Annotated in this window: 19 protein-coding genes; 17 read left to right on the forward strand and 2 right to left on the reverse strand. The window is 45.0% G+C overall.

Annotation, left to right across the window (positions count from 1 at the left end):
- Window positions 1-279 precede the first annotated feature (279 nt).
- From AC3Y23_RS05425 to AC3Y23_RS05435, 3 genes are all read left to right on the forward strand, one after another.
- Window positions 280-753, forward strand: a complete 474-nt coding sequence (locus AC3Y23_RS05425) for an MFS transporter (protein ID WP_379197114.1) — start codon at window positions 280-282, stop codon at window positions 751-753.
- A gap of 101 nt (window positions 754-854) precedes the next feature.
- Window positions 855-4016 (forward strand): GNAT family N-acetyltransferase, encoded by a 3162-nt coding sequence (locus tag AC3Y23_RS05430; protein ID WP_379196455.1) that lies wholly within the window; start codon window positions 855-857, stop codon window positions 4014-4016.
- A 1-nt stretch (window position 4017) separates the two neighbouring features.
- Window positions 4018-4893: an amidohydrolase family protein gene (locus AC3Y23_RS05435; protein ID WP_379196457.1), complete on the forward strand. Its 876-nt coding sequence runs from the start codon at window positions 4018-4020 to the stop codon at window positions 4891-4893.
- Between the two features lie 168 nt (window positions 4894-5061).
- On the opposite strand, the gene AC3Y23_RS05440 is transcribed toward AC3Y23_RS05435, so the two are convergent.
- Window positions 5062-5916: a helix-turn-helix domain-containing protein gene (locus AC3Y23_RS05440; protein ID WP_379196459.1), complete on the reverse strand. Its 855-nt coding sequence runs from the start codon at window positions 5914-5916 to the stop codon at window positions 5062-5064.
- Between the two features lie 107 nt (window positions 5917-6023).
- Here AC3Y23_RS05440 and gap point away from each other — a divergent pair, with 107 nt between their 5' ends.
- The 6 genes from gap to AC3Y23_RS05470 all read left to right on the forward strand — a co-directional run bounded on the left by gap (window position 6024) and on the right by AC3Y23_RS05470 (window position 12900).
- Complete coding sequence (gene gap / locus AC3Y23_RS05445) at window positions 6024-7025, forward strand: type I glyceraldehyde-3-phosphate dehydrogenase (protein WP_379196461.1); 1002 nt, start codon at window positions 6024-6026, stop codon at window positions 7023-7025.
- A gap of 1023 nt (window positions 7026-8048) precedes the next feature.
- Window positions 8049-8873, forward strand: a complete 825-nt coding sequence (locus tag AC3Y23_RS05450) for a MerR family transcriptional regulator (RefSeq protein WP_379197116.1) — start codon at window positions 8049-8051, stop codon at window positions 8871-8873.
- Window positions 8874-8945: 72 nt separating this feature from the next.
- Window positions 8946-9968 (forward strand): serine hydrolase domain-containing protein, encoded by a 1023-nt coding sequence (locus AC3Y23_RS05455; RefSeq protein WP_379196463.1) that lies wholly within the window; start codon window positions 8946-8948, stop codon window positions 9966-9968.
- 88 nt (window positions 9969-10056) lie between these two features.
- Window positions 10057-11181 (forward strand): copper amine oxidase N-terminal domain-containing protein, encoded by a 1125-nt coding sequence (locus AC3Y23_RS05460; protein ID WP_379196465.1) that lies wholly within the window; start codon window positions 10057-10059, stop codon window positions 11179-11181.
- A 309-nt stretch (window positions 11182-11490) separates the two neighbouring features.
- Complete coding sequence (locus AC3Y23_RS05465; protein WP_379196467.1) at window positions 11491-11958, forward strand: DUF6933 domain-containing protein; 468 nt, start codon at window positions 11491-11493, stop codon at window positions 11956-11958.
- Between the two features lie 165 nt (window positions 11959-12123).
- A complete protein-coding gene (locus AC3Y23_RS05470; protein WP_379196469.1) occupies window positions 12124-12900 on the forward strand; it encodes a class I SAM-dependent methyltransferase in 777 nt (258 codons plus the stop codon).
- A 111-nt stretch (window positions 12901-13011) separates the two neighbouring features.
- On the opposite strand, the gene AC3Y23_RS05475 is transcribed toward AC3Y23_RS05470, so the two are convergent.
- Window positions 13012-13851: a YitT family protein gene (locus AC3Y23_RS05475; RefSeq protein ID WP_379196471.1), complete on the reverse strand. Its 840-nt coding sequence runs from the start codon at window positions 13849-13851 to the stop codon at window positions 13012-13014.
- Window positions 13852-14233: 382 nt separating this feature from the next.
- Here AC3Y23_RS05475 and AC3Y23_RS05480 point away from each other — a divergent pair, with 382 nt between their 5' ends.
- The 8 genes from AC3Y23_RS05480 (at window position 14234) to AC3Y23_RS05515 (ending at window position 21298) form a co-directional block, all read left to right on the forward strand.
- Window positions 14234-14917 carry a response regulator transcription factor gene (locus AC3Y23_RS05480; RefSeq protein WP_379196473.1) on the forward strand — a complete coding sequence of 228 codons (684 nt, stop codon included), beginning with the start codon at window positions 14234-14236 and terminating at the stop codon, window positions 14915-14917.
- Window positions 14907-15998, forward strand: coding sequence for a sensor histidine kinase (locus AC3Y23_RS05485; RefSeq protein WP_379196475.1), 1092 nt, complete (start codon window positions 14907-14909; stop codon window positions 15996-15998). The genes AC3Y23_RS05480 and AC3Y23_RS05485 overlap by 11 nt, the downstream gene beginning before the upstream one ends.
- A gap of 42 nt (window positions 15999-16040) precedes the next feature.
- Window positions 16041-16712 (forward strand): hypothetical protein, encoded by a 672-nt coding sequence (locus AC3Y23_RS05490; protein ID WP_379196477.1) that lies wholly within the window; start codon window positions 16041-16043, stop codon window positions 16710-16712.
- Window position 16713: 1 nt separating this feature from the next.
- The gene (locus tag AC3Y23_RS05495; protein WP_379196479.1) at window positions 16714-17436 is read left to right on the forward strand and encodes a cytochrome c biogenesis CcdA family protein; all 723 of its coding nucleotides are present in this window, start codon (window positions 16714-16716) and stop codon (window positions 17434-17436) included.
- 230 nt (window positions 17437-17666) lie between these two features.
- Entirely contained in the window at window positions 17667-18224 is a 558-nt protein-coding gene (locus AC3Y23_RS05500; RefSeq protein WP_379196481.1) for a peroxiredoxin family protein, read from the forward strand.
- 135 nt (window positions 18225-18359) lie between these two features.
- Window positions 18360-18845 (forward strand): DUF2199 domain-containing protein, encoded by a 486-nt coding sequence (locus AC3Y23_RS05505; protein WP_379196483.1) that lies wholly within the window; start codon window positions 18360-18362, stop codon window positions 18843-18845.
- A 288-nt stretch (window positions 18846-19133) separates the two neighbouring features.
- The gene (locus tag AC3Y23_RS05510) at window positions 19134-20411 is read left to right on the forward strand and encodes an SMI1/KNR4 family protein (protein WP_379196485.1); all 1278 of its coding nucleotides are present in this window, start codon (window positions 19134-19136) and stop codon (window positions 20409-20411) included.
- A 131-nt stretch (window positions 20412-20542) separates the two neighbouring features.
- Window positions 20543-21298, forward strand: coding sequence for a CAP domain-containing protein (locus AC3Y23_RS05515; RefSeq protein ID WP_379196487.1), 756 nt, complete (start codon window positions 20543-20545; stop codon window positions 21296-21298).
- Window positions 21299-21343 lie beyond the last annotated feature (45 nt).

The raw sequence follows: 21343 nt of genomic DNA on the forward strand, positions 1-21343 counted from the left end.
ACATACAGCTATACATATGAAAAAGGTGGTTCCAATCCGGAATCATCTTTTCGCATTTCATTAGGAGGGGAGCCACGTTCCCATTGTTCACGCTCCCGCTTGTAGCATTCAAACCATACCCAAAAAGTAGCCACCAGCTGCCCCGCAAACGATAACAATCCACGGTGGCAATTTCCAGAAAACGAGAGGTAAGGATCTCTTCTCTTGACGTGCTCTTTTTTTCATCTCTGAGCGTGTCTTCTGACAATTCGCTAGCAGTAATCCTTATAAAAAAAGAGCATAAGGTCTGACCGTTACGGTTCCTATCGTCTGATGCTCATGGGACTTGGCTGTATGTGGAGTGGGTTCATTCTATTGTTAATATACCTAGGGAAGATGCCGATGTATGGTATGTTTGCGATGTTATCTCTTATTGGTCTCGGCATGGGGCTCATTGCTTCTCCGAATAATAGCTTTATTATGCAGCGGACACCTGCAGAGCATGTGGGCTCGATTGGAGGACTGATCGCGTTAACCCGCAATGCGGGCATGGTCTTCGGATCGGCGCTTGGACTTGGCGTGGTGAGTGGAGAAACGGGGCAGGACAATAAGCTGGAAGCGTTCAAATTGGTGTTCGAGATTAATATTTTCATCTGTCTCGCCGTTATTGTCATGCTGGTCGGCATTAACAGATGGATACTACTTCGATCCATTAAACGGTTATCTGGCTGGTCCTTGCTCCAGCGGCCGAGTGCTGGTAGTGTTTTTTTATAAGAGTTTTGTCCTCGTCATGCTATTCCAGTTAATGGTATGATTAAGTTGAAAATGTTTTTTCTACGCTTACATACTTAAGGTAAGAATAAGGAGATGAGAGCATGACAATCAATACTACCGCGAAGCAAATCCAAATTATCGAATATGATCCTTCTTATGCTGGGGCACTTGCTGAGATGTGGAATCTCAGTACCGAAAGCTGGGGAGGCGGTACCAACCAACGAACAGAGGACACGGTGCGCCGGGAGATGGAGACTTCGTCCAATCTGTATGCCTTTCTCGCCGTTGATGGCAAGGAGGTTGTAGGTTTCTGTAGCTTCGCCCACTACCGTTTTGATGAAGGAGCGTTGTATGTACCGTTGCTCAATGTACGGCCCGATTATCACGGTTATAAAGTCGGCCGTAATCTGATCTTGAACGCAGTCAGCAAGACGGTCGAAGCGGGCTGGCCGCGGCTGGATCTCTTCACTTGGGCGGGCAACACTAAGGCAGTGCCGATGTATAAGAAGTGCGGATTCTTCTGGGAAAAAAATGATGATTATGTTCACCTGATGAACTTCATCCCAACCATTTTGCAGACGGAAGCGCTCGCCCCTTATTTTGAAGAACTGGACTGGTATGGGGACAGTACCCGCGAACTCATCGTCGAGCCGGATGGCCGCCGGGAGCGTGGCTTCGATCTTATGGAGTACACTTGGAGTAAGGGAGATCTCTCCCTGCGAGCAGCATTTGAAAAGACGGGTCGAGGTCTAACCGCTCTCGATACACCAGATTATACAATCTCCACCGAAATCGACGATCATGATCTTGTATTCGGTTCCAACTATAACGTTCGCTACCGCATCAAGAACTGTTCAGCTTCTGATTTGGACATTGAGATCAAGGGCCAGGATGACAAGAATATCCGCTTTGCCCTGGAGGCTGCACACACGATTGCTCCTGGAGATACGATTATCGTGGAGGGCGAATTCGCGCTTGACCCAGTACGGGAGGAACAAAATGACAAGAAGACCCATCCGGTTGTTAGAAGCCAGTGGTTGATTGGGGGCAAGCAGGCCGAATTCCGTATCGGTATTGCTCCGAAATTCCCGCTCAAGATGAAGATGGAGCTGCCAGCCAAGGCGCTGTATCCGGGCATTCCTGCGGAGCTTTATCTGAACGTAGAGAACAATTTTGCCTCAGAAGCGGAGTATACTTTGGAATTGCCGGAAGATGAGTGCATTGAATGGGCCGAGCGTACGGTACGCTTCACGGTCCCAGCTAAGGGCAAAGCAGCGATTCCGGTATTCTTCACGTTGCGATCATACGGAGTGTACTCGCAAGAGGTGGAAGTGACGGCTAGTCCGGTTGCTAGTCAGTCGGTGACTTTTACAAGTAAACTGTCTGTCTTGATAAAGGGCACAGACGGTCGCTTCGGTGGGGAGAATGTGGATCAGTGGGTCGCTGTGAATGGTGCGCTCTCTCTGCACCAGAGCAAGAACGACAATAATATCTGGATTGAATATCCGGGCTCTCATCATAGCTTCTGGTGGCCCTATCCGAAGCTGGGTAAGCCGTTCACCGACGAATTCTCCAAGAAGCAGGCCAAAGAAGTGAAGATTTACCCGGAAGGAGATGCTCAAATTCTTGAAACTCTGTACGAGTCGCAAGATTTCCCTGGCCTAGAAATTAAGTCAGTGGCCAAGCTGTTCGCCAGCGGTATCGCTGAATTCCATCACGAGATCACCAACACTACCAGTCAAGAGCTGGAAGAGAACCTGTATTTGCAGTCGAACTTCGGTTTCTTCGGCAAACGGCTAATCCTGCCTTACCAAGGTCAGTATGTGGACATGGGCGATGCTTACTCCAGTGATCCAGGTCGTTGGGACAGTGCACAAATTACGGAGAACTGGCTGTTCAACAAGGAAGAGAACGGGGCAAGCGGGATCTACTGGGACCCTTCCTTGAAGCTGCTTCGCCCGGAATACCCGCTTGGGCTGGAACATGATCTGGGCCGGATTCCTGCCGGCGACGTCGTGCGGACAAAGACAACTGTGTTTGCTCTGAACACTTTCAAGAAGTGGTCGGATTTCCGTTCCTTTGCCAGGAAGCAGCATGAGCCGGTTGTTCCTGTGCTGGCTGATCATCTCGAACTTGCACTTGGAGGCGGGAATCCGTTCGCACCTGGGGAGCTTCATGCAGAATTAATTGAAAGAAAGATGGTTCCGCTTGCCGGGAACCTCGAATTGTATGTGCAAAACGATGGTGGGGCAGAGTCGAAAGTCGCTGACATAGAGCTACACAGAGAGCATGATTTGCGCTCCGCAGGCTTTGAGTTCTCTCCTGAGGAAGAGGAAGGATCAGCGTACAGTGAGAGTGAATCTAATTGGAAGGTCCGTGCCGTCTATCGGGGGGAGGATCGGGTTCAGGCGCGCTCAGCGCTCTGGTTCCCTCAGAAGGAAACAGAGGTCGTATGCGGAGTGGAAGAAGGTCCGGCGGGCCCCATCTACACGGTGAGCAATGGAGTTCTCTCCATAGCGGCTGCTCCCGGCTTTGGGAGCGTTGTGCATTCCCTGAAGTATCAGAATGAAGAGTGGCTGGACAGTTCTTATCCGGAAGCGGCCCCGCGTTCCTGGTGGAATCCCTGGTATGGCGGACTTGGTGTGGAAATTCCTGGCTTGGGCGGCTTCAGCCGACAACAGGAACCGAGAAGTGCGGCTTGGGTGGAGAGAACAGATCATCACGGGAACCTCTGGAAGGGCCTCCAACTGACGACTATCATCGAGAAGCAGGAGGCGAATCGGGGGATTACGATCCACCAGCATTACCTGATGCTACCTGGTGTCCCTGTTCTCTGTGTCATGCACTCGGTGACCAACGAGAGCGGTAAGGCCCTGCCGTATTATTCACTCACGGACGATAACTACTTCCAGCCTTCGCCTGTCTTCTCTGAAGGATGGTTGGAACTTCCCGAGGAGGGGAGATTCCTTCTTGGAAAGCTGGGTGCTGGCCTTGATTCCAAGGGGCTCTTGCGAATCGGAGCGGCTTCTCGTAAGGACTTGCTGCATATAGTCAATAATGCTGACAATCAGAACGCTTCAGCGTATGTGAACAACAAAGTATTCAATCAAAGTGTGCATCGCCATCTTTCCCTTCGGGATGGAGAAACTGCTTGGACACAGCCAACCTTCCTAATCTTGGGTGGCATGACTCTGAATCCAGAAGATGTATGTGATCTTCAGAAGATTACCTTTACTAGCCCTATTGACACAAAGGAGAACTAACATGCCGATTATTGACATTCATATTCATCTCTCGGATATCGACAGCTTTCATCAAACAGCTAAAGAGCTGTCCAAAGTCGATTATAGCGCTGCTGGCCTCAAGGCAGAGTTCGATAAGAACGATGTAATTCTCGGTATTGGAATGGGCGTCACGGAGCAGAGTAAGGGTGCTTTTCCTGATTCCAGTTCTCCCAATCCGATGCCCCTGGACCTGGAAGACACTGTACCTCCATTCCTGATGGAATGTGTTGGAATTAATCCGAACATGCTCGGCGGTAAGCAGGCTTCGGAGGAACTGGATCGGATCGAAGCACGCCTGCAAGCTCCCGAGGTAGCTGGGATCAAGTTGTATGCGGGATACTATCACCATTACGTGTATGACAAAATCTATACCCCAATCTATGAGCTGGCAGCAAAGTATGATGTGCCTGTGGTAATTCATACCGGCGACACATACTCGATGAACGGCTTGCTTAAGTATTCACATCCGCTCACCGTAGATGAACTGGCCCTTCAGCAGCGCGGCGTGAATTTCATGATCTGCCATTTGGGCGATCCGTGGGTGATGGACGCTGCCGAGGTAGTAGCCAAGAACCCCAACGTCTACGCTGATCTATCCGGCCTAGTCGTCGGTGACCGGCCTCATTTTGAACGCTTCATGAACGAACCGCTGTTTATGGACCATTTCCGCCGGGCGCTGGTGTACTCCGATCATTACGAGAAAATGCTGTTCGGAACCGACTGGCCGCTCGCGCCGATTGATCTGTACGCGGAATTCGTGCGCCGGCTTGTTCCGGAGCAGCATCATGAGAAGGTATTCTACGAGAACGCCTTTGGATTGTTCCCACGAATTAAGGAGCGGATTGCGGCGCTGTAAGAGTGGCAGAGGCGGTAGTATGGTTAGAACGTGGTAAGCAAATGAGAAGGTAATTTAAAAGAAGGAAACATAAGCGAAAAAGCCATCCCCGAAGAAAAAAAGGGGATGGCTTTTTTATAATAAACGGACCCTTAGTAAATCAAACGCTTGCCCAGCAACAAGTAGGCCTTATTGTAAAATAGCGAATTGCCGGGAGGTATTTCGGTATACGGTTGGAGACAATCCTTTCTTAGCCGTAAATTGTTTGATAAAGTAAGTGTCATACTCAAACCCCGTGGCACGAGCAATTTCGTTTAAGCTCATACCTGTGTGGGTGAGAAGCTCCCCCGCAACTTTCAAGCGATGCGATAGCAAATATCCCATTGCTGTACATCCGCATCTTTCCTGAAACATATGATTAAGCGATACACGATTCAAGTGAGCACATTTCGTTAAATATTCCAAGGTAATCTTATTGGAATAATTGGTGTGTATATAATCCAGCACTAGATCAACAGGGGATTGTTCATTTTCGTGGTTCAAGTCCTCAAGCACACCCAATATCTGAATGAGATATTTTTTAATTCTACATACCCAGCTTGCATCGCTTTGCGCGTATACTTCTGTTCCAAGTACAAAAAACCATTCAAGTAATTGTGGAAAGGCCTTCTCGGTAACAATGGGTACTCTGGTTCGTGTCGGATTGTCCTGAAAAAGCGAAAGCCCTATTTGTATTTTTTTATGAATAGGAAAATAATCTTCCGTTTCAGAAATAGGGATGCTATTAAGCACATCGGGATGATAACTGAATGATTGTGCAGAGGCATTATGCTTCTCAAGTATTTGTATCGTATCATCTTGGGACAAACACAGAACGCCAGGTGCGGAAACAGCTATCGGTCGGTCGTTGAGCACACCAATGATGCTACCGGATGTAATGAAGATTAATGTAAATCGATCTGGATAAGTAAGACAGTCCAAACCCTCGTTGGCAACAAATTCAATATTTACCGTTCTGTCTTTGTGGCGGTCAATTTGCGGCATCGTAATCTCCTGACAGATAGTATAGTCAATTTATACACTTATAACAGTGTAACACAAAGATTCCGGGGATATAATATCACCAATGATGATGAAAGGTGGTTATTATAATGACAATCAATATTGCAATCAATGGCTTCGGCAGAATAGGCAGGCTTGCCTTTCGGCAGCTTTTTGGTGCGGAAGGATATCGGATTGCTGCCATTAATGACTTGACAAGTCCGAAGATGCTAGCGCATTTGCTAAAGCACGACACGACACAGGGGCATTATAACAAAAGAATCGATTACAGCGATAATAGCTTAGCCGTGGACGGCGTGACCATTCCGATTTATGCCGAAAAAGATCCTGGAAAGCTCCTGTGGAAAGAATTGCAGGTTGATGTGGTTCTGGAGTGTACAGGCTTTTTCGCATCAAAAAAAGCAGCTACTGCTCATATTGAGGCAGGTGCTAAAAAAGTGGTCGTTTCAACCGTTGCCGGGAATGATGTTCCCACTATCGTATATGGTGTTAATGAACACACTCTTACTAAAGAGGATAATATTGTTTCAGCCGCATCCTGCACCACGAACTGTCTAGCTCCAATGGTCTATTACTTGAACGAGTTGACACCAATTAAAAAAGGTCTGATGACGACGATCCATGCTTATACAAACGACCAGAATACCCTTGATGGCCCTCACGCCAAAGGTGATTTGCGACGGGCGCGCTCTGCTGCAGGAAACATCATCCCAACGTCAACCGGGGCAGCCAAAGCGATCGGGCTTGTGATACCTTCCTTGAATGGAAAACTGGATGGTATATCCCAAAGAGTGCCGGTTATGGCTGGCTCCCTGACAGAATTGACAGCAGTCGTGGAAGGTTCTATAACGGCGGAGCAGGTCAACCAGAAAATGGAGCAGTCCCAATCGGACCAATATGGATATACAGAGGAAGAGCTTGTATCGTCCGACATTATCGGCATGACCTACGGTAGCTTATTTGATGCTACACAAACAAAGGTAATGGAACTAGGAACAGATACCTTGGTAAAAATAGCAGCATGGTACGATAACGAAAACTCCTTCACCAGCCAAATGATTCGCACCGCCAAATATCTCGCGGAATTGTAATTATAGGTGAGAATGCCTTTGGATTGTTTCCGCGAATTAAAGAGCGGATTGCGGCGTTGTGAGAGCAGGGACGGTGGTATATTTGGAGCAGATGAAGTGAACCAGAAGTTAACACAAGTGATTTAGGTATAAAGCGAAACAAGCCATCCCTAACTTCGAAGGGATGGCTTGTTTTGATCCAAGTAGGATAGATTTGCGGAATCCGCATTACCCACAAGGAAGCTTTGAGAGATGCTACTGCATCTAACAGTTTTTTAGCCTAATAATCTTGAGAGCAGAATAATCTCTGCCAATCGTATGATGCGTCTTCTTCTACGCCTTCTAATAGTGGAACTTAGAATAAGAAAATCTGTGCCAACCGATGAGAGGGTCCCAGTATAAGTGCCCCCGGTGGTAGTTACCTGCACGGTTTTCCCTTGTAATAATTTAGCTTGTTTGCGAAAGCTCATGGCTTATCCCCCTTTCCTTCACTGATAAGGAACGCTTTATAAGATATTCCTGATAAGTAAAGTGTGAAAGGTATAAATGTTGAGAAAGGTAAGCTTTGAGGCGATTATCCTAATTAATACACCTTTCTTCTAAGGTGCCTTCGAATTAAATTCTTCTATAGTTATGGGAATAAAAGCTTGTAAGATGGTTTTTCTTGAATGTGTAAAGATTTGATCTGCTCTTAATTCAAAGCTTAATCCGTCTAATTCCTTCTCTACCAAATAGTTCTTAGGTATCTCAATGCTGAACTCGTAGATTGTACTGTCTGCTTTCTGTTTAACGGTTTTCTGCTGAATTAATATAGCTATTTTTTCTATCGCTTCGGGTACTTAAAATTCGATATTATTTTATTATGAGATAATATTTATGTCGACTAGATTGCCGCGAAGAGACTAGCATTTTGATAACCGACATGAGCAATACTTCCCCGTTGACTTTACCCTTAGGGCAAGGCGCATAGTAGACATAGAAGAAAGCTTTGATGTATACAGCATTTCGTACGTATTTAAAATAGTAATAATGGAGGTGACCTTGATGCTCTCGATTGGTGAATTCTCGAAGATTTGCGAAGTCTCTACCAAAACGCTGCGATATTATGCCGAAATTGGCTTAATAACCCCGGATGAGATTAACCCTGAGAACGGGTATCGGTATTATTCGATTGGGCAGCTAAAAAAGATGCTTTTGATTAACCGCTTGAAATCGTACCATTTCTCTCTGGAGGAAATTAAAGCCCTTCTGGAAGTAGAGCAGGATCAATACGAGGAGAAGCTACGTGCAGCCCTTCATCACAAGCGAAGAGAGATCGAGAACAAGATACGGGCTTTTGAATATACACTGCAGCAAATGAACAATGACATTTTAAATGTAGAGAATGGAATACCGATGATGGCCTATCTTGACCAAATTGAAGTGCAGCTTGTTGAAGTCCGGCCTTTGAATATTCTCTATACGCGCCAGATGATGAGCAGGGAGGACTATGCACTGGGGTATGGAACGTACTTTAGCAGGCTCTATGAAAAGATAGCTATAGACCAACTCACCTTGCTGGGTACGCCCATGACAATTTACCACAGCCAGGAATACGATCCTGCTGGCAATGATACAGAGTTCGCGATCCCGGTAAAGGAGGCTATAAAAGGAACCAGAGATTTTTCGGGTGGGTTGTGCGCAAAGGCTATGGCTAAGGGTGCCTACTCAGAATTAACTTCGGTCTATTCGAGGCTTCGGGAATGGGTTGATACGGAAGGATATGAATTGGTGAAATCCCCTTTTGAGATATATGTAACCGACCCCAATCAAGCGACCACGCCTGAGGATACCGTTACAGAGGTGTATTTTCCAGTACAGAAAAAATAGCAGCAAGATCCGACATGTACAATAATGTTCTTTAAAGAAACTCTAATTGTCCAATGGAGAGAGGTATCTATTATGCAAAAAAACTACTGGCCCGCAGCAGAATGGCAAGCCGCAGAACCGGTAACCTTGGGTATTAACGCTGAACAGCTTTCGGCACTTGAACCTACCATTAAATCAGAGTACAACAATATTAACGGTATCGTTATTGTGAGACATGGACGCATCGCCTATGAAAAATATTTTAATGGCTACGGCCGAGAGCATAAGCACCATGTGGCCTCTGTAACGAAAAGTATTCTATCTGCTCTTATCGGCATTGCTATAGATGCAGGATATATTAACAATGTAGACCGGAAGGTGCTGGATTTTTTTCCGGAATATGTACCTCATGCTGAGGATACGCAGAAAAGTGAAATTACCATCCGCCATCTGCTCACGATGACAGCACCCTATCCTTTTGAGGATTGGCACGAACCGCTGGACAAGATGTGTATGGCGCCTGACTGGATAAAATATACGCTGGATATGCTGGGGCAGCAGGGGCTTATTGGCGATTTTAAATATTCCACCGCAGGAGCGCATCTGCTCTCCGCCATCCTCACTCGCAGCACCGGACAAAGTGCCCGTGAGTTTGCCAACGAACGTTTATTCAAACCCATCGGCATACAAGAAATCCCGGATTATGATATGACTTCATTTGGGTTCGACGATTTATTCGGGAAAGATGTGAAAGGGTGGGTCCATGATCCAAGCGGGATCTCCACAGGAGGGTGGGGGCTAACGCTGACTCCTCGGGATATGGCGCGTTTTGGATATCTATATCTGAATCGTGGTCTTTGGGAGGATGCTCAGATCATTTCGGGGACATGGATTGACGATTCAACAGCGCCGAACGCTTATAATTACGGTTATCTGTGGTGGTTGCGTGAAGAGGACGGAGTGTCTGCCTACTCAGCGCTGGGCGATGGCGGTAATGTCATTTGCTGCATTCCAGACAAAGACCTGGTTGTAGCTATTACATCTGAATTCATCATGAATCCTCGCGATCGGTGGACACTGATTAAGGAATACATTCTCCCGGCGGTAATGGAATAATAAAGAAACCTTCCCGACTAGTTTGCGTCTATAGATTACGTAGAGGTCTAGAGGGTAAAGTACTTTAACACGGGAGGTTCGTCGATTTATGAATAAAAAATGGCTATTAGCTCCTATTCTTGCCGCATCATTGTTTGTAGCTCCTGTAACCAATGCGGCAACGCCTGCCTATTTTGTCTACACTACAGCTGAAGGTGGTCAATCTACCAGTTCAGCGCTGATTAAGGATGGCGTAACTTATGTCTCATCCGGCCACTGGGAAGCGGCGGGACTGCGGGGCGTGTGGGACCAGGGTCACAAGAGAGTGGAGTATACAGGATGGGGAAAAAAGATAGCCGTCCGCATAGGAAGCAAAACAGGAGTACTGGATGGTAAATTGGTCAGCTTGGGAGGGGCCCCTTTTAAAACCAACGGGCAACTATATGTACCCGCTGATTTCCTTGTAAAGTCATTAGAAGGTGAAACCGTCAGTTGGGATGCAGACAAGAAAACCTATACGGCCAAAGAAATAAAGAGCTTTTCCAGTACTAGCGCACAATTCGGTGGAAATACGTACACGGTGGACAAAAAGGCTGGGCGCTTATATGTCACTGATTCCTCTGGACGTATCCGCCTGCTGGCGAACCTCGGATCGGAGCTGTACGATATGGTGGCGTTTGATTTTCAGAAGACACCGAAGGGCCTGATTTATCTGACCCTAACCGATGTTTACGGAGAACCTCATATCCGTAATAATTGGTATACGTTGATTATCAAGGACGGAGGGGTCATTCGCCAAGCAAGTGTAGGATACTTTATGCGTTACGGTAATAATGTCAAAATTGCGGGGAATCAACTTGTACTAACAGATGGGAAAACATTGCGTCTGATCGAAGATGGAACGGGAAATGTAACCCAGACCCTTGACCTGACCAAGATCGGTGGCGTATCAGACACCTATTTGGTGGAAGGAATGGATGATGATTTTCTACTGATCCGTCCCAATCAACAAGGCTTCCTCACACTAATAGATCGTAAAACAGGGACCCAAACGTTGCTATACAAAGAACTGCTGGATCCCGAACAGCAAAACTTCGCGGAAACCAATGATCTTCCCTTCTTTGGGGACAATCTAAAGTTTGTGAAGCGAGAAGGTAATGCGCTGCTATTTACGAACGAATATGTACGAGATGGCAAGGTGTACAAATTTAATTTGAATGGGGATAATAAATAATAAAACTACAGCTATATAAGTCGAACAAAAGAAAGTAACAAAAAGCGAGGAGGAACGAAGGAGGAAGTTTGGAACTGAAGGAGCGAAAGCGACCACCTAAAAGCTTTCCGAAGGAAAGCTCGCATCGAAAGCTGAAGCTGTCCGGATTTCAACTGCAAACAGCGGTACAATGGAAAGAAATCTGGAGACAACAGCGGCCGAAAGTCCAAACATTCCACCGTAGTGACGGCCAAGCCTTACGTTCGGAACTTAAGTTCGTCTTATATAGATGATAGTTGAGCAAGAACAAGGAAAGGGACGAATAAGAGAATGTTTGTTTTAAGATTTACCCAAACGTTATTGAAAGATATGAAAATTACACCTGTAGAGTACGAAAATATTTCACCATTCTTGAGTTGGCATGCGAATATTATTCGATTGAATAAACGAAAACATATCTTATTTGTCAATGACCTTAGTCGACTAAGTATCATAATTGATGGCGTTAGAACTTCGCAGTTAAATATTTTATTAGATAAATTCCATTCAACACTGTTTGAATACTTAGTAAGCGAAGGAATAGAGCAGAAGCTAATAGAATCGTATTTGAAAGAGGGACTCGAAACGAACATCTCAAAAACGAACAGTAGAAGTGTCTTAGGGACAATGAAAGAAATAACAATGTATTGTGATGTAACGCCATTGGAATTTGCAGATGAAGAAGAACGGGGAAAATGGCTGAATAGAACAATACATAAACCCATTGACTATAAAAAACCTATTCATGTATTTAAATAAGAGATTGGAAAATACGCTTTATAAAAGTTTGAACCGAACAAGCCAGAACATGATGAGTCATGTGTTCTGACTTGTTTTTTGTTATTAAATATGATAATTTGAAATCAAGTTTTATCTAATGATATTAAGTTTCATCTAATGAAACTTAATGAGAGGAGCCAATCTATGTCTGAGGAAATGAAAACACGCGTACAAGAGCAATTTGGCAAGAATGCTGAGAAGTATGTAACAAGTACTCGTCATGCCAAAGGGGAGGATCTGACATTGCTGGTATCCGCAGCGCAGGCCACCAAGGAGATGACTATCCTTGATATTGCTACAGGAGGAGGCCATGTAGCTAATGCGCTTGCTCCACTTGTGAAGCAGGTCACGGCTTTGGATTTAACACAAGAGATGTTGAATTCAGCCAGGGCGTTTATTCAAGGGAATGGTCATGAGAATGTGGAATTTGTGCAGGGGGATGCGGAGCAGCTACCTTTTGAGGATGCTAGCTTTGATATTGTGACTTGCCGGATTGCTGCCCATCATTTCCCTGATGTACCTGCTTTTTTGCGAGAGGCGTACAGAGTTTTGAAACCAGGAGGCAAACTGCAGCTAATTGATAATGTATCTCCGGAAGATGGTCGTTTAGGGGAGTTTTATAATGAGGTTGAGCGATTGCGGGATCGCAGTCATGTTCGTGCTTTGTCCAAATCAGAATGGATTGGACATTTAGAACAAACTCATTTCCAACTGGATGCTTTGATTTGCTTTCAGAAGCCTTTCCAGTTCCAGAGCTGGTGTCAGCGAATGGGGCTTACGCAAGAAGAGCAGGATGAAGTCAAATCCGAATTCTTTAAGGCATCTCCTGCTACATGGGAGTTTTTCCGCATTACCGCAGAGGCCGGAGAAGTCATCAGCTTTGTTGGGCAAGCTGCGTATTTTCAGGCTTCGAAATCATAACTAATAGTAAAATAGTAAAGCCGGCGATTCCCATGTAAGAGGGAAACTGCCGGCTTCTTTTAGTGCGCCCGACATGGGCGATAACATGGCGATAAAAGATTATTGGTCATTTTACTTTGACAATTCTACAAAACCTTCTCCAAATACATCTCTTACGTCATGAATGGTCAGGAAGGCGTCTTTATCAGCACTTTCAACGATTTTTTTGAGTGTGGACACTTCCTGTTTGCTAATAACAATGTAGAGCACTTCTTTGGGCTCCTGGCTGTAATAACCTTTTCCTTGCAGAACGGTCACGCCTCTGTCCATAACCATGTTGACCTGTTCAGCAATTCTATCCTGCTCTTTGGAGATAATCGTGACTGCCTTCTTAGGATTCAGTCCTTCAATAATAAAGTCCATCACCTTCGTACCGACATAGAGCATGATAATAGTTACCATTAGTTTCTCTGTCCCGATAATGAAATAAGAAGCAAATACAACTATCAAATCAAAGAACAGCAGGGCGTAACTAATATTCCAATGGAGATATTTATTTGCGATCTTTGCGAGAATAGTTGTACCCGCAGTACTGCCGCCAACCTTAATGATCAGGCCAATGCCTGTCCCAACAAGTATGCCTCCAAATATTGCATTCACTAATAATTGATCGGACTGAATTCTCCAATCGTGGGTGAGATGGAGGAACATCGAATGAACCAAGACAGCGATAATTGTATAAATAATCATCTTCTTATCCAGGAATCGATATCCGAAAATCAACAATAAAGCATTAATTATTAGGTTGACCACACTGGGTGACCATTGGAATAGATAGTACAAGATAATGGAAGTACCAGTAACTCCACCCTCGCCCAGTTCATTGGGAATGACAAATACATTGACGGCCAAGGCAAATAGAAATGCTCCAAGTATTAAGTAAAAAAGATCGTGCGTTATTTTCTTCAACATCATTACCATCCTTACATTTCGCAATAATCACAATACTATAGCTTATCTATGTGAGCTTAGGCAATCCTTTTTTTTCAATAACTAAGGACTCAAAGAAAGGCGATGAGTGCTCGCCAATTGCGATTATGCACTCTGCTGTATAAGGATAAATTTCCAGCCGTAATCACTCCATCTTTAACATTTCTTTAAATACGTCTTGTATAATGAACTACTATATAAGACGAATAAAAGAAAATAACAAAAGCGAGAAGGAACGAAGGGGGAAGTTTGGAACGGTAGGAGCGACAGCGGCCGGAAGTCCAAACATTCCACCGTAGTGACGACCGAGCCTTACGTTCGGAACTTAAGTTTGTCTTATATAGTTAAGAAAGGAGCAAACGAATTGCAGAAAGACATATTAATCGTCGAAGACGATATGAAAATAAGAAAGCTCTTAAGACTGTATTTAGAAAAAGAAGGATATGGCGTAATGGAGGCTCAGAATGGGGAAGAGGCCAAAGTCATGTTTCAACAGGATGAACCTTGTTTCTTGATCACTGATCTAATGATGCCGAAGTTTAGCGGAGAACAATTATGCCAATGGATCCGACATGAACAGAAAAGCGACATCCCGATTATCATGCTTACAGCTAAAATCACGGAATCCGAACGGATCGCAGGTCTACAAATGGGCGCAGATGATTACATCATCAAGCCATTCAGCCCGCAAGAAGTCGTTGTGCGGGTAAATACGATACTCAAACGGATGGCCCATCGCTGCAGCAAGATTAGTTACCGCGGGCTAACGATCAAGACGCATTCTGGTGAGGTTAAATATAACGGAGTCAGCATAGCATTAACACAGCATGAATTTAAATTGCTGCATCTCCTTATGAAGCATCCCAATCAGATCTTGTCGCGTGAGCAAATTTTAAATGAGCTTTATCCCAATGATGAGAGGTCTGTGATCGACCGTACGGTTGACGTCCACGTTGGGAAGCTACGAGAGAAGATTGAGGTGTCCTGCCAGACGCCGTCCTTCTTTCAAACAGTACGTGGAATGGGGTATCGCTTTGTTGCCTATTAAGAAACTGCAAATATGGAAGCAGTATGTTGCTTGGAAATTGATTTGGGTCAATGTGCTGGTGATGCTCGTTGTGATCTGGATAGTCGGCGTATCTGTCAAAGACTTCGCATGTGTATTGGTTGCCAAGTATCAGCTTGTGGGCGATGTTAAAAATGATTTTTTCCAACGCACCATGCAATTCTATCTTATTAGGGCAAGTGTGCTTGCCATTGTTGTGGCTGCCATCATTCATTTTGTCTTTATCAAGAAGATTCTGTCTCCTTTGAAAAGATTAACAGAGTCGACTCGTCAGTTAATGGAAGGATCATATCCTGAACCCATCCAAGTATCCGCTGAGGATGAGATTGGAGAATTGACGAACCGCTTTAATGCTATGACACTAACCCTGCAGCGAACAGAACAAAATCGTAAAGTAATGCTTAGCAATGTATCACATGATTTAAGAACACCACTGAGCAATTTAAATGGTTATTTAGAGGCGTTAAGCAGTGGGGTAATCGAAGGTGACCAGGAATTGTATTTATCCTTGCTGGAAGAGTCGCAGCACATTACACGGCTTGTGGAGCAGCTCCACCAACTATCCCTTTGGGAGGACAGGGGAGCTGACAGTATGATTTTTAGCCAGATTCCCATTGATGAGTTCATTACACGAAGCTTGCAATCTTTTCAACTAGAACTCCAGCGCAAAGAGATTACATTAGATATTTCTCTTGAACCACATGTCATTGTTAGTAATGAGGATGGCTTGCGGCAGGTGCTCACCAATCTGATACAGAACGCAATTACTTATAATTCTGGACATATAGTTTGGATATCAGGGGTGGTGGCAGGCGAAGAATACCGAATTACAGTATGTAATTTGGGAGAATCGCTGTCAGAGGAGCTGCAGGAGTTAGTCTTTGAACGTTTTTTCCAAGCCGATGATTCAAGACAGCGTAGAGAAGGGATGAAGGGTAGCGGACTTGGTCTAGCGATCGTGAAGGAGATTATGGGGAAACTTGGAGGCCAGGTTGAGCTGACTTCAGACAAGGATAAGCATTCTTTTTCAATTACGATACCGCTCAAACTTGGCAAGAACTGAAGTATCAATTCACTGAATGGGTGAGAAAGGAGGGCAGAGGCTATGAATAATATCCAGCTCGGATCACTATTAATAAATGGACGGCTTGTGATGTATATGGTTTTTGGAGTCATCGGGTGGCTCGTGCTGCATTATCGGTTACGGCATATTCCAGAGCAAGATCGGTTGACATCCATTGCAAGCAATGCATTCTGGATATGGCTGCTTGTATGGAAAGGAAGCTTTATGTTTCTTTATCCCATTGAATTTATAGAGACGCCCATGAGCTTGCTATATTTTGATGGTGGCAAACGTGGAATGTGGCTGGCGAGCCTGCTTGCGATTTTTTACGTATGGTTTCAATCAAGAAAACAGCAACTGCCTGTGAAAGTATGGATGGATATCGGATTGTGGTTCATCTCTGGATGTTGGTTAGCCTATCCCATCCTGCAGGTTATAGCCGGGCATCAGCCTGTTCTATATGATAGATTAAGCGCCTTATGGTCAGGTGTGTTTTTGTTAATCTTATTCCTAACACGGAAAACCTCTCGGGCTAATGACCGGAGTGGATATGCCATCTGGTTTCTCATTGGACATGCACTTCTTCAGTTTCTGCTGCCTGATCGTACATCTTGGCTGCTGTCTTTTAGCCGGCTGCAAATCATTTGTATTGTAATAGCCGCAGGTCTAACCGTATGGTCCTATTTCCAAGAGAAGAACGAGAAAGGAAAATAATATGAATCAAATTACCATTGTAGTAGCTTTTGCCGCAGGAATGCTGTCTTTTTTATCCCCCTGCATATTTCCGCTCGTTCCTGCTTATGTATCCCATTTGACAGGGTCATCGCTACAAGACGGCAAGCTTGTCGTACATAGAGGGAGATTGTTCTCCCAATCGCTCTTTTTTATTTTGGGATTTAGTTTGATTTTTATCGCTATGGGTGCTTCGGCAAGCTTTATTGGCCAATTTTTTGCTCAACAACGAGATTTGGTTCAGAAAATAAGCGGTTTACTCATTATTATCTTTGGTCTGCAAATGATCGGATGGCTCAATCTGTCTTTTCTAATGTCAGGAAAAACCTGGGAGACCAAAGGGGAGCGTAGCCGTGGATCCATTCGTTCCTTGCTTACTGGATTTGCGTTCGGAGCAGGTTGGAGTCCATGTGTCGGACTGGCCTTATCTTCGATTCTACTTATGGCCGGCTCATCTGATACATTGTGGAGCGGTATAGGGATGTTGGCAGTGTATTCCCTTGGTCTCGGCATTCCGTTTCTGCTGATCTCCTGGATGCTAACGTACTCTATGAATGTGCTGAAAAAAATGAACAAATGGATCCCTCTGTTATCCAAGGTGAATGGAGTACTACTGATAGGAATGGGACTTCTCCTGTTCACAGGACAGCTGCAAAAACTGAGTGCTTGGCTGGCAAAATATACTTTGTGGGATATCACTTTTTGATATATAAGACGAACTTAAGATATGAAGTAAGCTCGTACGTCACTACGGCGAATGCTTGGACTTTCGGTCGCTGTTGTCGCCAGATTTCTTTGATTAAATCGATTCCAAAGGTTGAAATCTGTCGACAAAGGCGAACGCTCCGCTCCTACAGTTCCAACCTTTCCCCTTCGTTCCTTCTCGCTTTTTCTTATTTTCTTTTGTTCATCTTATATAGACTGGAGGCAGTTAAATTGAGAAAAAACGTTATTGCGATCATCTTTATTATTGGATTAGTTCTATATGGAGGGTATGAATACTATAGCAAGTCTTCGCAACAGCCTGTGCAAAGTGCAAGCTCGGAAGCGGAAAGTCGTGATGTGGGTATTGAGATAGGGCAAGTAGCTCCTGATTTCACACTGCAAGATTTGAGTGGAAATCCAGTGCAGTTGTCAGATTTTAGAGGGAAAAGAGTACTGCTCAACTTCTGGGCTACATGGTGCCCTCCCTGTCGGGTAGAGATGCCGCATATGCAGAGCATTTATGAGAATTATCAATCGGAAGATGTGGTAATCCTCGGAGTAAATATGACCTTAACGGAAAAAGCGCTTGGAGATGTCCAACCATTTGTTCAAGAGCAGAAGCTTACTTTCCCAATTGTTTTGGATGAGGAAGGGGAGCTTTTACAAACCTATCAGATCGTCGCCTACCCAACTACTTATGTACTGGATGCCGATGGCGTCGTGCGGGAGAAGGTACGGGGTGCTATGAATTATGAGATGATGTCAGAACTGCTCGCAGAAGTGAAATAAACATTGAAATATGGATTGAACAGAAAAAATAGTGGCAGTTAGGACTTTATTATCTTGTCCAAGACTGCCACTATTTTTTATAATCGAGGTCAGTCTAATACTTTAAATCGACAAGATCTAATAAGGAGCAAAACTATGAAATGTCCTCACTGTGACAGCGAATTAAGTGAACTGCCATTATGTTATGGAGCTGAAGCGCCACATTACTTTAATTTGGTGCCAGAAGAGCAAAGAACAGAACTAACTAGTGATTTTTGTGTCATTGATGAACAGCATTTCTTTATTAGAGGACATATTGAAATACCAATAGTGGATACTGATGAAAAGTTTATTTGGAGTGTGTGGGTGTCTCTTAGTGAAGAGAATTTTTTCAGATCGAATGAATTATTATTCGTAGAAGGCAGAGAAGATGAAGCACCTTATTTCGGTTGGTTATCGACTGAACTTTCAATATATCCAATATCGACATTGTCTTTAAAGACAATGGTACATACACAAGAAGTGGGTGCGGTTCCGCTAATCGAATTAGAACAAACAGACCATCCACTTGCGGTTGAACAAAGAGATGGAATTACGATGGAAAGAGTTAAGGAAATCGCCCATTTGGTGAACCATTTTTAGTTGTAAGCGGACGGACAGCTATATAGATTGAACTGGAAAATCAAAAAGGAGAAAGGATTGAAGGGAAAGTTTGGAACTGTAGGAGCGGTAGCGTCCGCCTTTGTCTCCGGATTTCAACCGCGAAGAGCGGTACAAATAAAAGAAATCTGGAGACAACAGCGGCCGAAAGTCCAAACATTTCCCGTAATGACGTTCTTGCTCCGTATAAGATCTTAGGTTTAATTTATATAGTTGATAAATGATACGTAGAATTTATGCAGGGAGGCTTCAGTTAGGATGGAACATAAAATGGACACATGGAAAAGGCAGTGGCAGTGGCTTGTTCAGGCCCTGGAGCAGAAGGGGGCAAGCACCTTTATTACCATTGATCATCCTGCAACGGAGTGGGAAATTGCTGAAGCTGAATCCCAGCTCAGAATCCAGTTGCCCGAGGAGTTCCGCTCACTGCTGAAGGATGGCTCCGGTAAAGTATTAGTATACTGGAGCTTGCCGTACGGGACGATTAAACCTTTTGATGTGAGTGGAGATATAGGCTGGAGTACAGATCAGCTTTGTTTCTCCGATTTTGCCGATGAGGAAATGGGGGAGCAACGGCAGTATCTTACCTTTCATGTGGCCGGAAACGGGGATGAATTACTGCTGGACTTGAGCAGTCCTTCCGGAACTTCTGTTGTGCATTGGGCACATGAGACGGGGGAATTCCGGCTCCTTGCGCCATCCATGACGACTTTTGTAGACCGGATAACAGAACTGGGTTGCGTCGGAGCGGAGGAATGGCAGTATCACTATTTTTGCGGGGAATTCGGCCTGGACCCGGAAAGCGGGAATAGCAAACGTTGGAAGGCGTGGCTGCATCAATATTTAACGCTCACACTGGAACAAGCCCAGAAGGAGCTTCCGCTGCTGATCACCTATACAGAGATGAACGGCTTGGATAAGGAGGCGGCAGCAGCCTTTGCTCGCTATGATGGGGAGGCCGTGCTACAAGCCTGGTTGGAGCGAGCCAGGGCAGAGCAAGATCTCAATCAAAGAGAGGCTTTAATGTGCTGTGCAGGTGATATTCTGAAGGAAAAAGCAGCTGATTTGGTGTCATCATTGTGGTCGGAAGCGCCAGCGGTCAACGTAAGTCCCTCTGTTCGTGCTTATCTTTCTGCACACTGTCTGCCGGAAGGTGAGGGACTTAAACGGGTCTTGGAATCGTTGGACGACACTGTGCAACAGAATAAGCTGAGTGGTTATGAAGCGAACGCGCTGCTTCAGCCTTTTGGTAACCGTAAGGTGCTGGAGTGGATGGAGGATAAGGTGTCTTTTCCTTATAGCGGTTGGGATATGTTGTATGCTCATTCTCAGCCTTCGGTATCCGACATCGTGCACTGGCTCAGTGCCAAGGATGTGCAGCGTCAGATTGTCATTTCGGCCTTATCCAGCCTGCCGGAGGACCACGTGCTATTCATTAATCATGTGGATGTACAGCAGGTCCGCAGCTTGCTCGAACAGGCATTGGACACAGCTGTGCTTAAAAAAGAAAAGCAAGTCATCCATAAGGCGATGGAACGGCTTGCTTAAAGCGACCACTGTTAATATGAGCTGATATCCTCGGAAATCCTTTGAGCATGAATAAATCAATGGAACTAAACAAAAACTTTACTGAATAACGTCACTACTTTGACAATTCAGGAGGGATTGTTATCAAACCGTTGATTGTAATTGCAGCACTAGTGCTCGTTACAGCTTGTTCGAGCAATCATTCGGCCAACAACCAAATGTCTGTTAAGCAGACGAAGGTTGAGACTCGTGCTCGTCATGGGGCTTCAGCTTCAACCTTAACTCAAGCTTCTTCCATTTCCACAGATGCTCCAAAGGATTCAATACTTAGAGCTAAACAAGCACAAGTACCTGGTGATGTTTCGGATTTGCTGGGAGGGCTCTTAGGCAACAACACACCCACAGAGAGAACACCTACGCAGACTGCTTATCCGCAATCAGCCACTAATCCGGAACCGTCTGCCAATGTACAGCATTCCTCTAGTCCGCAGCAGTCCCCTTATCCAGGGAATTCAGCTAATCCAGGGGTCTCCGGCGATTCATCGCAATTTGTGCAGCAAGTGTTGAATCTGGTGAATCAAGAACGAACGAAAGCAGGCTTGAAATCTCTTAGTTTGAATAATGCTCTCTCGAAAATGGCCCTAGCCAAGGCTCAGGATATGTACGACAACAATTATTTCGATCATCAATCTCCGACATATGGCTCCCCATTTGACATGATGAAGGCGTTTGGGATCACCTATAATTCAGCAGGGGAGAATATCGCCAACGGCCAGACAAGTCCGGAGGAAGTGATGAACCAATGGATGAACAGCCCTGGTCATCGCGCCAACATCCTGAATAGCAGCTTCACCGATATCGGAATTGGGTATTACAACAAAGAGTGGGTCCAAGAATTTACTGGTTAGTGCAAACCTTCACGGTTGTTAGATACGTGGGAGGCATGGAATCAC

The organism is Paenibacillus sp. MAHUQ-45 (assembly GCF_058133325.1).